The 15,280-nt window shown below is 61.4% G+C and carries 15 protein-coding genes; 9 read left to right on the top strand and 6 right to left on the bottom strand.

Annotation, left to right across the window (positions count from 1 at the left end; translation table 11 throughout):
• Positions 1 to 52 precede the first annotated feature (52 nt).
• Positions 53 to 229 (bottom strand): hypothetical protein, encoded by a 177-nt coding sequence (locus Q8K09_RS15760; RefSeq protein ID WP_003244646.1) that lies wholly within the window; start codon positions 227 to 229, stop codon positions 53 to 55.
• A 246-nt stretch (positions 230 to 475) separates the two neighbouring features.
• Between Q8K09_RS15760 and Q8K09_RS15755 the strand changes: the two genes are divergently transcribed.
• A complete protein-coding gene (locus Q8K09_RS15755; RefSeq protein WP_305255932.1) occupies positions 476 to 748 on the top strand; it encodes a hypothetical protein in 273 nt (90 codons plus the stop codon).
• A 26-nt stretch (positions 749 to 774) separates the two neighbouring features.
• Here the strand turns inward: Q8K09_RS15755 and Q8K09_RS15750 are convergent, their stop codons facing one another.
• From Q8K09_RS15750 to ureE, 5 genes are all read right to left on the bottom strand, one after another.
• Entirely contained in the window at positions 775 to 1,341 is a 567-nt protein-coding gene (locus tag Q8K09_RS15750; protein WP_305255931.1) for a TIGR00730 family Rossman fold protein, read from the bottom strand.
• Between the two features lie 1,003 nt (positions 1,342 to 2,344).
• On the bottom strand, positions 2,345 to 2,917 hold the full coding sequence (locus Q8K09_RS15745; protein ID WP_305255930.1) for a HupE/UreJ family protein: 573 nt from the start codon (positions 2,915 to 2,917) through the stop codon (positions 2,345 to 2,347).
• 57 nt (positions 2,918 to 2,974) lie between these two features.
• Complete coding sequence (ureG, locus tag Q8K09_RS15740; RefSeq protein WP_305255929.1) at positions 2,975 to 3,589, bottom strand: urease accessory protein UreG; 615 nt, start codon at positions 3,587 to 3,589, stop codon at positions 2,975 to 2,977.
• 92 nt (positions 3,590 to 3,681) lie between these two features.
• Positions 3,682 to 4,356: an urease accessory protein UreF gene (locus tag Q8K09_RS15735; RefSeq protein ID WP_305255928.1), complete on the bottom strand. Its 675-nt coding sequence runs from the start codon at positions 4,354 to 4,356 to the stop codon at positions 3,682 to 3,684.
• A 93-nt stretch (positions 4,357 to 4,449) separates the two neighbouring features.
• On the bottom strand, positions 4,450 to 4,950 hold the full coding sequence (gene ureE / locus Q8K09_RS15730; RefSeq protein WP_305255927.1) for an urease accessory protein UreE: 501 nt from the start codon (positions 4,948 to 4,950) through the stop codon (positions 4,450 to 4,452).
• A gap of 299 nt (positions 4,951 to 5,249) precedes the next feature.
• On the opposite strand from ureE, the gene Q8K09_RS15725 reads away from it, so the two are divergent.
• The 8 genes from Q8K09_RS15725 (at position 5,250) to Q8K09_RS15690 (ending at position 14,972) form a co-directional block, all read left to right on the top strand.
• The gene (locus tag Q8K09_RS15725; protein WP_305255926.1) at positions 5,250 to 6,140 is read left to right on the top strand and encodes a triacylglycerol lipase; all 891 of its coding nucleotides are present in this window, start codon (positions 5,250 to 5,252) and stop codon (positions 6,138 to 6,140) included.
• Between the two features lie 284 nt (positions 6,141 to 6,424).
• A complete protein-coding gene (locus Q8K09_RS15720; protein WP_305255925.1) occupies positions 6,425 to 6,931 on the top strand; it encodes a TRAP transporter small permease subunit in 507 nt (168 codons plus the stop codon).
• Positions 6,931 to 8,256: a TRAP transporter large permease subunit gene (locus tag Q8K09_RS15715; protein ID WP_305255924.1), complete on the top strand. Its 1,326-nt coding sequence runs from the start codon at positions 6,931 to 6,933 to the stop codon at positions 8,254 to 8,256. Before Q8K09_RS15720 ends, Q8K09_RS15715 begins: the two co-directional genes overlap by 1 nt.
• A gap of 339 nt (positions 8,257 to 8,595) precedes the next feature.
• Positions 8,596 to 9,648: a twin-arginine translocation signal domain-containing protein gene (locus Q8K09_RS15710; RefSeq protein WP_305255923.1), complete on the top strand. Its 1,053-nt coding sequence runs from the start codon at positions 8,596 to 8,598 to the stop codon at positions 9,646 to 9,648.
• 333 nt (positions 9,649 to 9,981) lie between these two features.
• Entirely contained in the window at positions 9,982 to 10,512 is a 531-nt protein-coding gene (locus Q8K09_RS15705; protein WP_305255922.1) for a cytochrome b, read from the top strand.
• A 468-nt stretch (positions 10,513 to 10,980) separates the two neighbouring features.
• On the top strand, positions 10,981 to 12,354 hold the full coding sequence (locus tag Q8K09_RS15700; protein ID WP_305255921.1) for a glutamine synthetase family protein: 1,374 nt from the start codon (positions 10,981 to 10,983) through the stop codon (positions 12,352 to 12,354).
• A gap of 51 nt (positions 12,355 to 12,405) precedes the next feature.
• A complete protein-coding gene (locus tag Q8K09_RS15695; RefSeq protein WP_305255920.1) occupies positions 12,406 to 13,794 on the top strand; it encodes an aldehyde dehydrogenase family protein in 1,389 nt (462 codons plus the stop codon).
• Positions 13,795 to 13,802: 8 nt separating this feature from the next.
• On the top strand, positions 13,803 to 14,972 hold the full coding sequence (locus Q8K09_RS15690; protein WP_305255919.1) for an iron-containing alcohol dehydrogenase: 1,170 nt from the start codon (positions 13,803 to 13,805) through the stop codon (positions 14,970 to 14,972).
• Positions 14,973 to 15,280 lie beyond the last annotated feature (308 nt).

Genomic DNA, 15,280 nt, shown 5'->3' with positions numbered 1-15,280 from the left:
GCCGAGTTGCCGCGTCAAAGCAGCAACCGATCCCAGGCTTCGCCGGTGCGTATCAGAGTTCGTCAGCATCACGCTGACTCTGCAGGATAAAGGTCACCACGATCAGGATCAGCCAGAGCAAATAGGGCCGGTACCATGCACCGTTGGGGTCGATCCACCAGTCCATGATCGCCGGGGAAAACAGGTAGATGCCCACTACCAGGATCAGAACCAATCGATAGATATACATGCCGCATCTCTTTTCATGAGTGGCGCGATGGTAACGGATGCGCGCCGGCCTGCGTAGGTCGGCACTGCTTGCCCGGGCAAGATTGCTCTGGCATTCAGGCAAATGATCACGCTGACCGGGTGGCTGTAAGCGGCTGGTATTGATGAACTGCTCGGCTACTATCGTGTCAATTACAGTGGCTGGCGCTTGCGAGAATTCTCGTTGTCCTTCATAAACACTGCTTATGCCCGCCAAGGAAAGGCCACTATGTCGCCCAAAGAACAGCAACTCAGCGAGCTTCTCGCCCTCCATTCGCGCAGTCTCACTCACCTGACCGCCGCGATCACTTCGTTGTCATTCGATCTTATGCGCAGCACCGACCCCAGTGTGCGTGGCGCCGGCTCGCGGATGATCGTCAGGCTGGAAGCCGTTAGCAAGGAACTCGATCAGCAGTGGTCGCTAATCAGCAAGCTGACAGGCGTGCAGCAGCCTGCGCGTGACGATGGGGTTGTCGAAGTCCAGCTGCATTCGGCGTCCTGACAGGCTCTTTTAGCCAGGCATGCCACTCATTTGGGCGTGGCGCTCGGTTGCCATTGGCGCAGCAGCTCCAATAATTCGCTCGGCGACTCGCCACGTTGCAGCATGGCGCGGTGCGGGGGGCGTACAAAGCGTTCGCTGACCAAGTGGTCGAGGAACTCGCCGAGCTTGCTGTAAAAACCATTTATATCAAGCAGGCCGAGGGGTTTGTTGTGATAGCCGAGTTGCCCCCACGTCCACACCTCGAACAGTTCTTCCAAGGTGCCGATTCCGCCGGGTAGCGCGATAAAGGCGTCGCTGAGTTCGGCCATCCGGGCTTTGCGCGCATGCATGCCGTCAACCACTTCCAGGCGCGTAAGACCTGGATGGCCAATTTCGGCACGCTCTAGGTTCTGCGGGATGATGCCGATTACTTCGCCCCCAGCGGCCATGGCCGCGTCTGCAACTACGCCCATCAGGCCCACTGCACCGCCACCGTAGATCAAGCGCAGACCTTGCTCGGCAAGATGGCGCCCGAGGTCTTTTGCTGCCTGACTATAAATCGACTGGGCACCGGAGCTGGCGCCGCAGAACACGCAAATTGAACGTAAGGTCATGCTCACTCCCCGACAATGCGGTGGCTCAAAGCCGGTGAGCATATCGGGCACAACGTGACAGCGGGCGAGTTTTTAGACTGTCTCAAGCTAGCGCTGCACGCGCCTACCTACTACCTGTATGCGACATTTGAGCACTGACCTACAGGCTATTCATTCGGCACTGCAGCCGCTGGCGCCAGCGGCATAAGCGACGAGCAGGCTGCGTAACAAGTCATTTAAATGCATGGTTTTCTCCTCTGCCTGGCGCTCAGGCTACACCCCAGGCGCCGTGCGGACTGGTTGATTGCATCAATGATGACGATAGCTTCAGGTGCGTGCTTGGCAAGCGCGTGGGCATTAATCAAGTTGCCCACAAAGACTGTGGAACGAACTGTGGATAAGGTGGGTGTAGGCTTCTACAGGCCTAGTTGTGCGGCTGTTTAGGTTGCTTGTACGTTTTTTAAGCAGCTGTGTTCTGTTGATAAAACAAGCGCTTGGGGTAGTTATCCAAAGATTGGGGATAAAGTCAGGAAGTTGTCCACGGCTACTGTGGGTAGGCCTGTGGGTAACTCTGTATGCCTGGCTGAAGGCCTTGCAGCCCGTGGCTTTGCGCGACTTGATCGGTTTTTGATCAATTCGCCCGGGTCTCTGAAAGCCACATGTGGATGCGCTTCAGGTCAAGGATTAATCCCGTTATTTCAAGCGGTTGTTCGGCGCCACAGGCATCCTGGAGATAGTTATCCAGTGCAGCTGTGGAGCGATCTGTGGATAAGCTGAGTGCGCTTGCACCCAGGCCACACGGCACTAGGCGCAGCCACAGTTGCTGGTTTTTTGCTCAATTGCAGAACCAACTGCTGATCCAGTGCGCTGTTTGCGTCGAGCGCCCGAGCAGTTGCAGGGGCGCGATAGAGCGTGCTGGCAACAAGCATGGTCCGCATCCTGCGGTGCATCTGAGAACCGTCTCCCGGATGTAATCCGCGGAGGCCGGCACTCCAGCGTCCGATGTTGCATCTAGCGGTGCGGCTCAGCCGGCTAGCAGCCACGCGCCGGTGACTGCCGAGGCAGCGCCCGCCATGCGTACTAAAGGCGTGGCGGCTTGCGGTAGCAAACGCACCATGAGGTAACCGCTGGCGTGCAGAGCGGCGGTGGCGATGACGAAGCCGGCTGCGTAGCCCCAAGGGCTGGCCAACTCTGGCAGTTCCAGCCCGTGGGCCACGCCATGGGTCAAGGCGAACACTGCGGTCAGGCTCAGCGAAACCAGCATTGGTAGGCGCACGGCGACCGCAACCAGCAAACCAAAGGCCAGAACCGAGCCGGCGATGCCGGTTTCCATCAGCGGTATCTGCAGGCCACTGAAGCCGAAGAGGCCGCCGAGCAGCATGCTGGTGACGAAGGTCAATGGCAGCGCCCAGCGTGCCGTGCCAGTCTGTTGCGCGGCCCAGAGGCCTACCGCGAACATCGCCAGTAAATGGTCGAGGCCGAATACCGGGTGGGCCAGGCCAGCCATCAGGCCGGAGTGGTCATGGCCGGCGTGGGCGAAGGCCATGGCCGGGCTGAGGAACAAGGCGAGGGCAAACAGTGATTTGCGCAGGGTCATGATGGTTCTCCTTGATTGGTCGTGAGACTTGGGCGTCTGTTTTAAGGCGCGGGACGCCTACGCAACGTTGAGCATGCCGTGGCGTTCGATAAAGGCGATGATCTGCTCCAGCCCCTGGCCGATCTTCTGGTTGCTGAACACAAAGGGCTTGTCGCCGCGCATCTTCAAGGTGTCGCGCTCCATAACTTCCAGCGAAGCGCCGACCAAGGGAGCCAGGTCGATCTTGTTGATCACCAGCAGGTCGGATTTGCAGATGCCTGGCCCGCCTTTACGCGGCAGCTTGTCGCCAGCGGACACATCGATCACATAGATGGTCAGGTCGGACAATTCCGGGCTGAAGGTGGCCGACAGGTTGTCGCCGCCGGATTCAATGATGATCAGGTCGAGACCGGGAAAGCGCCGGTTGAGTTGGTCGACCGCCTCCAGGTTGATCGAGGCGTCCTCGCGGATTGCCGTGTGCGGGCAGCCGCCGGTTTCCACGCCGATGATTCGCTCCGGTTCCAGAGCCTGGTTGCGCACCAGAAACTGGGCGTCTTCCTGGGTATAGATGTCGTTGGTTACCACCGCGAGGTTGTAACGCTCGCGCAGGGCCAGGCACAGGGCCAGGGTCAGGGCGGTCTTGCCGGAACCGACCGGGCCGCCGATACCGATGCGCAGGGGGTGGCTATTCATTTATGGGTTTCCTCTGTTGCAGGGCTCGCGCCGGAAGTGATCCGGCCGTCGAAATAATGAGTAGGCGCAGGGCCGATCCAGGGGGCATGGCGCTACGACCTGAACAGGCGGCTGTATTGGCGCTCGTGCGCCATGCTCGCCAAGGTCAGGCCAAAGGCGGCACTGCCCCAGTGTTCGGGTGGTCGTGCGCTTGCTTGCTGCTGAGCCAGGTCGAGCAAAGGCATCAGTTGCGTGGTCAGGCGTTGCGCGGCTTGCTGGCCGAGGGGTAAGGTTTTCATCAGCACCGCCAGTTGGTTTTCCAGCCAGCCCCACAGCCAGGCGGCGAGGGCATCCTGTGGGCTGATGTGCCAGGCCCGGGCAGCCAGCGCCCAAGCGACGGCCAGACCCGGCTCACTGAGTGTGGCGAACAGTGCGTGGGCCTCTTCGTCCAGCTCAGGCAGGTCGCTCAGCAGTTGCTTCAGGGAGTAGCCCATCTGTCGGCTTTCCTGATGCAGTTCGCGGGTTTCGCGGCTGGCGCGGTGCTGTGCCGCCAGGTTCTGCAGGGTTGTCCAGTCGCCACTGGCTGCCGCCGTGCAGTGGGCCAGCAGCAACGGCGCTTCGAAGCGCGTCAAATTGAGCAGCAGTTGGTCGGCGATCCAGCGTTTGGCGCTGTCCGGGCATGCGACCACGCCTTGTTCGACCGCCATTTCCAGCCCTTGCGAGTAGCTGTAGCCGCCAATGGGTAATTGCGGGCTGGCGAGCCTGAGTAGTGCCCAGGCCTTATTCACCGGGGCGCACCAAGCACAAGCACGTTGCCCGAGTTGTTGCCGGCAGGCGGTTCGACAACTGCACGCTGGCCAGTTTCTGCGCCCCAGCCTTGTTCACTTGCGCGCCCCAAACTGATGCAGGCGCGGCGCGTAGCTGAATTCGGCATCGCCTGCGTGGGAATGGTGATGGCCGCCGCCGTAAGCGCCCTGTTCGGGTTGGTAAGGTGCCTCGATCAGCGTGACCTCGGCGCCGAGTTGTTCGAGCATGGCTTTGAGCACGTAGTCGTCAGGCAGGCGTAACCAGCCGTCGCCCAGTTGCAGGGCGACATGGCGGTTGCCCAGGTGATAGGCCGCGCGCATCAGCTCGAAAGGGTTGGCGCAGGTGACGTGCAGCAGCTGTTCGGCGCGGGCGCAGACGCGCACGATGCGACCGTCTTGCGCCCTCAGGTATTCACCGTCATGTAAGGGCGGTTGGCCGCGTTCGAGGAACAGGCCGACGTCTTCACCGCTACGGCTGAAGCAGCGCAGGCGGCTTTTGCTGCGAGCCTCGAAAGTCAATTCAAGTTCCGCGTCCCAGTGCTCCTGGGTAGCGATGCGTTGGTGGATCACCAGCATGGGGGCAGTTTCCGGCAGGATTATGAGGGTGATAGAGCAAGGGGCTTGCCAAGCTGCATTCGCGCAGGCGGGCCGGGGCCTGCAAGGCCTGTGACGGCCACAATTGGCGCGCAGGGTAGTTTTTTTTGGTGCGCAGCAAAAAAACAGCGCTCTTTTTTGGTGCGTCTCGCGTGCTATACCCGCTGGCGCCGTGACATCGATGCTTTCGCCGACTTTAGCGTATGGTTGGCCGCACGTTGCGCGCATGACGACCGTACTGGCGGCACCGATTCATATGTTTCGAACAGGGATGCTTAGTTATGTCGAATACCGCTGCGCCACGTTACCCCCTGGTGTTGGTGCCAGGCTTGCTCGGGTTCATCCGCTTGCTCGGTTATTCCTATTGGTTTGGGATCGTCTCGGCGTTACGTCGCCAGGGCGCCAAGGTATTCCCTGTACTGGTGTCATCGGTGCATTCCAGCGAGGTGCGCGGCGAGCAATTGCTCGAACGCATCGCTCAGATACTCAAGGAAACCGGTGCCGCCAAGGTTCATCTGATCGGCCATAGCCAGGGAGCGCTGAGCGCGCGTTATGCCGCGGCGTTAAAGCCGCAATGGATCGCGTCGGTGACCTCGGTAGCCGGCCCCAATCACGGCTCGGAGCTGGCCGACTTTCTCCAGCGCAAGGCGCCCCACGGCAGTTGGCGTGAGAGGCTGCTGGCTGCCTTGATGCGCGGCGTGGCAGTGTGCATGGCCTGGATGGAGACCGGTTATAAAGGCCCACGCCTACCGGTTGATGTCGCCGCCGCCCAGCAGTCGCTGACCACTGCGGGCGTCGCCGCCTTCAATCGGCAATTCCCCCAAGGCCTGCCGGATACCTGGGGCGGCGAGGGTGCCGCCGAGATCAATGGTGTGCGCTATTACTCTTGGTCCGGCACCTTGCAACCTGGCATCACTGATCGTGGTGGCAACCGTTTCGATGGGCCGAACCGGGCCTGCCGCTTGTTCGCCCGCACCTTTAAGCGCGAAGCCGGGCATTGCGACGGCATGGTCGGGCGCTACAGCTCGCACCTGGGTACGGTGATCGGCGATGACTTTCCGCTTGACCACTTCGACATCGTCAACCAGACCTTCGGCCTGGTCGGCAAGGGCGCCGACCCGGTGGGCCTATTCGTCGAGCATGCCCGGCGCCTCCGCGACGCCGGGTTGTAGGGGCGGCGCACGGCGAATCCAGAGCTTGAGCACTTTTTTGCGGCATGCCACGAGCTTGTAGGAGGAGCGGGGACGCCTGGTTACTGGCCGAGAACCCAGGCGACCCGGTAGCTGAGGGTAGCGTCGCCATTCGCGGTCGAGACCGCTCCCACACGCAATAGTGGCGCCTGGCATGCCGAGTCATAGCCGCGAAAAAGCCAGTAGGCCGCGCGAATACGTGCAGGTTGGCTTTATTGAATCTTCGACTAGTCTGACCAGATAACGACTAATTCGCAGGGATTCGCATGCCTAAGGTCATACGGATATTTGTACGAACGGTAGACACGATGAATCGAGTCATCGGCCGCTTCGCCATGTACCTGATCTTTGTCATGCTGGCGGTGCTGCTGTATTCCTCGGTCAGCAAGACCTTTGCCACTCCGGCGATCTGGACCCTGGAAGTGGCGCAGTTTCTGATGGTTGCCTACTTTCTGTTGGGCGGCGGCTACTCCATGCAACTCGATGCCCATGTGCGCATGGATTTGTTCTATAGCCGCTGGTCGCCGCGCACGGCCGCGATCATGGATGTGATCACTATCGGCTTCCTGATTTTCTACCTGGTCTTTCTCCTTTACGGCGGCGTTTCTTCTACGCTGTATGCCCTCGAATATGGCGAAACCAGCTATTCAGCCTGGTCGCCGCGTATGGCGCCGATCAAGATTGTCATGACCATCGGCGTGGCGTTGATGCTGCTACAGGCGATCGCAATCTTCTTCAAGGACCTCGCCAGCGCCCGCGGGGAGGCGCTGTAATGAGTTACGAACTCATCGCGCTGCTGATGTTCTCCACCATGATGTTGCTGCTGCTCACCGGCAAGCGGGTGTTCGGTGCCATCGGTTTTGTCGCGGTGATTGCCTCTTTACTGCTGTGGGGCGATGGCGGTTCGGAAGTGGCGTTCAACGCTGCGATGAAGTTGATGAAGTGGTACCCGCTGCTGACCCTGCCGATGTTCGTCTACATGGGGTATATGCTCTCCGAATCCGGGCTGGCCGAAGACCTCTACCGCATGTTCCATGTCTGGATGGGGCCGCTGCATGGCGGCCTGGCCATCGGCACCATTGGTCTGATGGTGGCGGTCTCGGCGATGAACGGCCTGAGCGTCGCCGGCATGGCGATTGGTGCCAGCATCGCCCTGCCCGAGTTGCTGCGCCGTGGTTACGACAAAATCATGGTCACCGGGGTGATCCAGGCCGGCAGTTCGCTGGGTATCCTCATCCCGCCCAGCGTGGTGCTGGTGCTGTACGGCATGATTGCCCGCCAGCCGGTGGGCCAGTTGTGGCTGGCCGGGGTCTTCCCAGGGCTGATGATGGCCACTCTGTTTGTGCTTTATATCGTCATTCGCTGCCGCCTGAACCCCGCGCTCGGGCCGGCGCTGCCCGAGGAGGAGCGCCTGCAGATCAGCTGGCGCGAGAAGCTGGCCCTGCTCCAGGCGGGCATTGCGCCGCTGTTCATTTTCTTCTCCATGACCGGCCTGTTCCTGATGGGCGTTACCAGTCTGGTGGAAAGTTCGGCGGTGGGCGCGGCGGCGGCTACCGTGGCGGCCCTGTTCAAGCGCCGGCTGACTGCCAAGGTGATGGAGGAAACCCTGCGCAAGACGCTGGGTATCACCTGCATGTTTATGTGGATCATTCTCGCCGCGCTGTGCTTCGGTGCGGTGTTCGACGGCCTCGGCGCGGTCAAGGCCATCGAGACCTTCTTCGTCGACCGACTGGACCTGGGGCCCTGGCAGATCCTCATCATGATGCAGCTGTCGTTCATCGTCATGGGCATGTTCCTCGACGACACCGCCATGCTGGTAATCGTCGCCCCCCTCTATATTCCGCTGGTCGGCGCCCTCGGTTTTGACCTGATCTGGTACGGCGTGCTCTACACCATTACTTGCCAGATCGCCTACATGACCCCGCCCTTCGGCTACAACCTGTTCCTGATGCGCGCCATGGCGCCGCCGGAGGTGTCGCTGCGCGACATCTACGTTTCGGTCACGCCCTTCGTGCTGGTGATGGTTCTAGCTCTGGTGCTGGTGATGGTGTTTCCGCAACTGGCGCTGTGGTTACCGCAGTGGCACTACGCACGCTGAAACCAAGAATTCAGGAACGGCAGTAACTAACGATTGGCGTGTTAAGGCGAAGCAGAACTGTACAGCCACCCATGGGGAGCGAGTTGCCCACCTGAAAACGCTGCACCGCCCCGAGGAGTCTGTCGGACTCAACACTGTTCTACTGCGCAAAGCCGGGCTTGGTCATGTTTGCTGCTCTTTTTCGTTAAATAGCGAGCTATTCGCCTCGAAAGAGCAACAAAACTGAATCAAACCGGACTGTCCCTCGCTACGAACGGTCAATCCCGACAGGCTCCTAGTGGTCGCAGTGGTGCTATGCGGATGTATGACATCTGAATCGACACTATTGGAGATACCAGCATGACTACGAGACGCAGCTTCCTCAAGACCGCGGCAGTGACCACTGGTGCGGTGGGTGCCACTGCCTTGGGTTCGGCGCATATCTATGCCCAGGAACCGAAGAAAATCACCTGGCGCCTGCAAACCTATGCCGGCCCGGCCCTCGGCGAGCATGTGATCAAACCGTCGATTGATGCCTTTAATAAGGCAGCCAACGGCCAGATGGAAATCCAGCTCTACTACGCCGACCAACTGGTGCCCACTGGCGAGCTGTTCCGCGCCATGCAGCGCGGCACTATCGATGCGGTGCAGAGCGATGACGACTCCATCGCGGCACCGGTGGATATCTCGGTATTCGGCGGCTACTTCCCGTTCGCCACCCGTTACAGCCTGGATATTCCGGTGCTGTTCGAACAGTACGGGCTCAATGAAATCTGGGCCGAGGCCTATGGCGAAGTCAAAGGCGTGACCTGGCTCGGTGCTGGTGCCTGGGACCCTTGCCACTTCGCCACCGTGGAGCCGATCACCAAGCTCGAACACCTTAAGGGCAAGCGCATCTTCACTTTTCCCACCGCCGGCAAGTTTCTTACCCGTTTCGGTGTGATCCCGGTGACCCTGCCCTGGGAAGACGTCGAGGTGGCGATGCAGACCGGCGAGCTGGATGGCATTGCCTGGTCTGGCATTACCGAGGACTACACCGTTGGCTGGGCCAACGTGACCAAATACTTTCTCACCAATAACATCTCCGGTGCCTGGTGCGGCTCCTACTTCGCCAATTCGGACAAATGGGATGCTGTGCCCGAGCACCTGAAAACCCTGTTCAAATTGTGCATGGACAGCTCCAACTACTACCGCCAGCACTGGTACTGGGGCGGCGAGGCGCAGTTGCGGGTCGAAGGCGGCAAGCTGCAGTTGACTTCCATACCGGCTGAAGAATGGGCCACCGTGGAAGCCGAAGCGCTGAAGTTCTGGGACGAAATCGCCAAGACCAGCCCACGCTGCGCCCGTGTAGTGGAGATATTCAAGAAATACAACGCCCTGATGGCCAAGGCGGGTGCGCCGTATCGCGGCTAGTGCCAGCGGGCTATGTCTGAGTTGCCTGTTGTCGACATGCTTAGCGCGTGGAGGCGGGGGCTTGCCAGCGCCTCTGAATTGACCGTGGGAGGCGCTTTAGCGGCGCTGGTGCCGCGACTAAAGCGCAACGCCGCCCGGTAATACCGTGCCAGCAGTGAAATACCGGTCAAATCCGAACATCGCGGACGCTGCGTTGGGTTGTGCAGCGCTCGGCATGTGCGCTGCTGGCAAGCAACTGTGCCCCGCAATACGCTTTGTTGTTATCGATTCCTTTTAAGCTTTAGACTTGCGCCCGCTAAACTTCTTTCATGTATTCGTTTCGAGATCTGAACTATGGCACGTAATTATTCCGACAACGCCCAGCGCTATGGGTTTATTAGCCGCGCCTTGCATTGGTCTATGGCGCTTATCTTGGGCTGGCAGTTTTTGACCACTGTGGTGCGGGTGCTGCTTGAGGAGTCTGCCCTTGATGAATTTATGTGGGGCACGCACAAGGCCGCAGGTGTGGTGTTGATGTTGTTGATCCTGTTGCGCGTGGGCTGGGCGCTGCACAGCCGCAAGCGGCGGCCGGCATCCCTTGGGCTGGCTGCCAGCCTGGGGCATATCGTGCTCTATGGGTTGATGTTCTGTGTGCCGCTGTTCGCCCTGTTGCGCCAATATGGTTCGGGCCGTGAACTCAGTGTGTTCGGCTTGCAGCTGATGCCGGGCTTTGCCGGCGAGAAGATCGAGTGGCTGATGCTGCCGGCCAACCTCTTCCATGGTTGGGGCGGCTGGTTGTTGTTACTGCTGATCGCCGGGCATGTACTGATGACCTTCGCCCATCGCCGCCAAGGACAGGACATCCTGCCGCGCATGCTTGGCTAACCGAGTCGGGTCGGCGGTGAAGAGGCGCTTACGCTGAACTGCTGTGAAAAACTTCCGCCTGCTGCAAAAAAACCGTGATCCGTTCGCAGCGTAGGGCGGGCGAGGAGGGTGCAGCTAGGTTGGCGCGGGTGCGTAGGTTGAGCGCAGCCAAGCCCAACAAGCAGATGCAACGTCTCATTGGGCTTTGTCGCGTTGCGCCTCAGGCAACGCGCCGGCGCTTATCTCCTCGCAACACTTAACCCCTACATAACCGTGTTTTGCAGGCGCGCCGGGCCGTAGTTTTTTGCCTGACCCGCCCGCCAAGTTGCCAATCCTGTACCACACTCAATGAGCTTTCACCGGGCGTTCAGCCAGGCAAGGGTGTGGCTCGGCATGTGGGTGGTTTGGCTGTCTGCATGCAGCAGTATTCGTGGTCGCCTGGAGCTACGACACCGGAAGTCGAAATAACAACAAGAGACAGGGGTGTTTATGCTCAATCCGCGGGATGTAAAAACCAGCGAGGACGCCAGACGCATCGTCGAAGAGCGCGGCCTCAGTCACGTCAAGGTCGGGGTGTTCGACAACGACGGGGTGATGCGCGGCAAATACCTGAGCCGCAGCAAGTTCCTCTGCGCCCTCGACAGCGGCTTCGCCTTCTGCGACGTGGTGCTCGGCTGGGACGTCAAGGATCAGCTCTACGATAACGCCAGCTACACCGGCTGGCACACCGGCTACCCGGACGCGCCGGTGCGCGTGTTGCCGCACACTTGCCGCGATATTCCCTTCGAGAACGGCATGCTGCTGTTTATCTGCGAGTTCGACCAGCGGGCCGAGCAGGTGTGTCCGCGCGCCACCCTGCGCCGGGTGATCGAGCGCTGCCAGGCAATGGGCTTCGATCCCTTCGCGGCGCTGGAATACGAATTCTTCATGTTCGATGAAACCCCGGAGTCGGCGCGGGAAAAGGGCTATCGCAACCTCAAGCCGTTTACCCCGGACTGGTTCGGCTACTCGACCATCCGCAACTCGGTGCATGCCGAGCTGTACCACGAGATTCTCGAACTGGCCGAGCGGATGGACTTCCCCATCGAAGGTCTGCACACCGAGACCGGTCCCGGCGTGATCGAGGCTGCCATCGCCTATGACCATGCCGAAGCCGCGGGGGACAAGGGCGCGCTGTTCAAGACCTTCATGAAGGTGCTGGCCCAGCGCAACGGTCTCATGGCTACCTTCATGGCCAAGTGGTCGGGCAAGTACCCGGGGCAGAGCGGGCATATTCACGTCTCCCTGCGCGACCGGACGACTGGAAAATCGGCCTTCCATGACCCGAGTCAGGCGCACAACATGAGCCTGATCCAGCGCCAGTTCCTCGCCGGCCAGCAGCGTCTGATGCCCGAGTTCCTGTGCATGGTGGCGCCGACCCTGAACAGCTACCGGCGCCTGATTCCTGGCTTCTGGGCGCCGACCGACGCCACCTGGGGCGTAGAAAACCGTACCGCGGCGCTGCGCGTGATCCCCGGCAGCGACAAGTCGCAGCGACAGGAATACCGCCTTGGCGCGGCGGACGGCAATCCTTACCTGACCCTCGCCGTGGCCATCGGTTCTGGCCTGTACGGGGTGATGCAGCAGTGGCAGCCGAGCGAGCCGGTGTCTGGCAACGCCTATGCGCAGAAGCACGCGCCGGAGCTGGCCTTGCCACGCACCCTGTGGGATGCGGCGCAGCGCCTGAAAGCCTCGGCGGCTGCGCGCGAATTGTTCGGCGATCCGTTCGTCGAGCATTTTGCTGCCAGCCGCGAATGGGAGGAGCGTGAATACCGTCGGCATGTCAGCGATTGGGAGCTGGATCGCTACTTTGAAATCATCTGAGTCATGCACGTTCCTACAGGCCGATCGGAATAACATCCTGCGGAGTGAGCAATGAGCAAGCTGCAATGCATATCCCCCATCGACGGCTCGTTGTATGTCGAGCGTGAGCTGGCTTCGGCCAGTGACATAAAGGTCGCCCTGGCCAAGGCCGAACGGGCGCAGCAAGCCTGGAAGCACACCCCGCTGGCCGAGCGCGTGGCCATCGGTCGTCGGGCCATCGCTGCATTCGCCGCCCGTGAAGATCAACTGGCCGAGGAACTGTGCTGGATGATGGGCCGACCGATCCGCTACGCCGCCGGTGAGATACGCGGCTTCGTCGAGCGCGCCAGCTACATGGCGGATATCGCCGAGAGTGCCCTGGCCGACATCCGCTTGCCGGAAAAAGCCGGCTTCACTCGCTTCATTCGTCGCGAGCCACTGGGCGTGGCCCTGATCATCGCGCCCTGGAACTATCCCTACCTGACTGCAGTGAACGCGCTGATGCCAGCGCTGCTGGCCGGTAACGCGGTGCTGCTCAAGCACTCGGCGCAGACCCCGCTGTGCGCCGAGCGCATGGTCGAAGCCTTCGCCGAGGCAGGGTTGCCCGAAGGTGTGTTCCAGTACCTGCACCTGAGTCACGCTGACACCGAGCTGCTGATCCAGGCGCCAGCGATCCAGCATGTGTCCTTCACCGGCTCGGTGCCGGGCGGCGCCATGGTCGAGCGGGCAGCGGCGGGGCGCTTTATCAGCGTCGGCCTGGAACTGGGCGGTAAGGACCCGGCTTACGTGCGCGCCGACGCCGACCTCAGTCATGCGGTGGCCACCAGCATAGACGGTGCTTTTTTTAACTCCGGGCAATCCTGTTGCGGTATCGAGCGCATCTACGTGCACGAGTCGCTGTTCGAGGCTTTCGTCGAACAGGCGGTGGCCTTGGTCAAACGCTACAAGCTGGGCCGCTCGGACGACCCGCAAACCACCCTCGGCCCGCTGGTGCGCAGCGAGGCGGCGGATTTCGTTCGCCGGCAGATCAACGAGGCCGTGGCCCAGGGCGCGGTCGCCCATATCGATCCGGCCGGCTTCGCCCTTGATCGCCCCGGCTCCGCCTACCTAGCGCCCCAGGTGCTGACCGGCGTCTACCACGGCATGCGCGTGATGACTGAGGAATCCTTCGGCCCGGTGGTCGGCATCCAGAAGGTCAAGGACGACGAGGAAGCGCTGGCGCTGATCAACGACAGCGAATTCGGCCTCAGCGCCGCCATCTTCAGCCGCGACGTCGACGCCGCCCTGGCTTTGGCAGACCGCATCGACGCCGGCACGGTATTTCTCAACCGTTGCGACTACCTCGACCCGGCCCTGGCCTGGACTGGGGTGAAGCACTCCGGGCGCGGCTGCAGCCTGTCGAGCATCGGCTACGAACACCTGACCCGGCCTAAATCCTTCCACTTCAAGACCCAGCTGTGAGGTGCGCCATGGACCTGAATCAATACCGCATGAACTGGAACTACCCGACCTCGATTCGCGTTGGCGCCGGGCGCATCACCGAACTGCCGGCCGCCTGCCGTGCCTTGGGTATGCGCGCGCCGCTGCTGGTCACCGACCCCGGCCTGGCGGCCCTGTCGCTGATCGACCACGCCCTGCTGCAGTGCCGCGACGATGGCCTCAAGGCCGGGCTTTTTTCGGCGATCAAAAGCAACCCCACCGGGCACAACGTGATGGATGGCGTGGCCGCTTTCAAGGCCGGAGGCCACGACGGGGTGATCGCCTTCGGCGGCGGTTCGGCGCTGGACGCCGGCAAGGCTATCGCCCTGATGGTCGGTCAGAGTCGCCCGCTGTGGGACTTCGAGGATGTGGGCGACAACTGCAACCGCGTCGACGTCGCCGGCATGGCGCCGGTGGTGGCGGTGCCGACCACCGCCGGCACCGGCTCGGAAGTCGGCCGTGCCTCGGTGATCACCGACGACGCCGAGCACATCAAACGCATCATATTCCACCCGCGGATGCTCCCGGCCCTGGTCATCCTCGACCCGCAACTGAGCATCGGTCTGCCGCCGAAAATCACCGCCGCCACCGGCATGGACGCCCTGTCGCATAGCCTCGAAGCCTACTGCTCGCCGCTGTTCCACCCCATGGCCGAAGGCATCGCCCTGGAAGGTATGCGTTTGGTCCAGCATTACCTGCCGCGGGCGGTAAGCAAGGGCAGCGATGTCGAGGCGCGCCTGCAGATGCTGGTGGCCTCGAGCATGGGTGCCACCGCCTTCCAGCGCGGCCTCGGCGCCATGCACGCGCTGGCCCATCCCCTCGGCGCGCTGTACGACGCCCACCACGGCCTGCTCAATGCGGTACTGATGCCCTACGTGTTGCAGGCCAACCGCGCCAGCATCGAGCCACAAATGGAACGTCTCGCGCGCTACCTCAACCTGGCCAAGCCGGGATTCACCGGCGTACTCGACTGGGTGCTACACCTGCGTAACGAAGTCGGCATCCCCCACAGCCTGAGCGAAATCGGCATCGACGACAGCCGCATCGAGCAGGTCGGGCAAATGGCCGAAGTCGACCCGTCAGCGGGGACCAACCCGATTGGTTTTAGCGCGAGCGAGTACAGCCGCTTGTTCGAGAAGGCGTTGCGCGGGGAGTTGTAGGGTTCGCCAGCCGCTACCGACTGGCCTCGTCGATAGAGGCGTTAATAAAGCTGTCTCTTTTTTCGGTGAGTCAGCATAGAGATCAGCGCTGCAGCGAGGGCCAATGGTTGTTCGTCGTTGCTTTGCTGCCAGCGCCGCTTCTCGGGGCCAAACAGGAAAATAGCGACGTGCAGGTGCGGCGCCAGCGCATTCGCGTTGCTGGTGGCGCCGACGTAGCTGTTCAGGTCTGTGTGGCAAACGAGGGGTTTACTGGCATCGTATTGGTGGGCGGGGATGGCTGGACCCCTGAAGCGCACGGTGCGGGCCGG

The sequence above is a fragment of the Pseudomonas sp. genome (assembly GCF_030683065.1).
In the GTDB taxonomy this organism is placed as follows: domain Bacteria; phylum Pseudomonadota; class Gammaproteobacteria; order Pseudomonadales; family Pseudomonadaceae; genus Aquipseudomonas.
Note: the sequence above shows the minus strand (reverse complement) of the source record. Positions and strands in the feature narration are given on the sequence as shown.

What these genes read in the sequence shown, in the direction of transcription:
- Q8K09_RS15705 (WP_305255922.1), top strand. Translation starts at nt 9,982, where the DNA reads ATGGCACGTAATTATTCCGACAACGCCCAGCGCTATGGGTTTATTAGC.
- Q8K09_RS15725 (WP_305255926.1), top strand. Translation starts at nt 5,250, where the DNA reads ATGTCGAATACCGCTGCGCCACGTTACCCCCTGGTGTTGGTGCCAGGC.
- Q8K09_RS15755 (WP_305255932.1), top strand. Translation starts at nt 476, where the DNA reads ATGTCGCCCAAAGAACAGCAACTCAGCGAGCTTCTCGCCCTCCATTCG.
- ureG (WP_305255929.1), bottom strand. Translation starts at nt 3,589, where the DNA reads ATGAATAGCCACCCCCTGCGCATCGGTATCGGCGGCCCGGTCGGTTCC.
- Q8K09_RS15760 (WP_003244646.1), bottom strand. Translation starts at nt 229, where the DNA reads ATGTATATCTATCGATTGGTTCTGATCCTGGTAGTGGGCATCTACCTG.
- Q8K09_RS15750 (WP_305255931.1), bottom strand. Translation starts at nt 1,341, where the DNA reads ATGACCTTACGTTCAATTTGCGTGTTCTGCGGCGCCAGCTCCGGTGCC.
- Q8K09_RS15720 (WP_305255925.1), top strand. Translation starts at nt 6,425, where the DNA reads ATGCCTAAGGTCATACGGATATTTGTACGAACGGTAGACACGATGAAT.
- Q8K09_RS15700 (WP_305255921.1), top strand. Translation starts at nt 10,981, where the DNA reads ATGCTCAATCCGCGGGATGTAAAAACCAGCGAGGACGCCAGACGCATC.
- Q8K09_RS15710 (WP_305255923.1), top strand. Translation starts at nt 8,596, where the DNA reads ATGACTACGAGACGCAGCTTCCTCAAGACCGCGGCAGTGACCACTGGT.
- Q8K09_RS15695 (WP_305255920.1), top strand. Translation starts at nt 12,406, where the DNA reads ATGAGCAAGCTGCAATGCATATCCCCCATCGACGGCTCGTTGTATGTC.
- Q8K09_RS15690 (WP_305255919.1), top strand. Translation starts at nt 13,803, where the DNA reads ATGGACCTGAATCAATACCGCATGAACTGGAACTACCCGACCTCGATT.
- Q8K09_RS15715 (WP_305255924.1), top strand. Translation starts at nt 6,931, where the DNA reads ATGAGTTACGAACTCATCGCGCTGCTGATGTTCTCCACCATGATGTTG.
- Q8K09_RS15745 (WP_305255930.1), bottom strand. Translation starts at nt 2,917, where the DNA reads ATGACCCTGCGCAAATCACTGTTTGCCCTCGCCTTGTTCCTCAGCCCG.
- ureE (WP_305255927.1), bottom strand. Translation starts at nt 4,950, where the DNA reads ATGCTGGTGATCCACCAACGCATCGCTACCCAGGAGCACTGGGACGCG.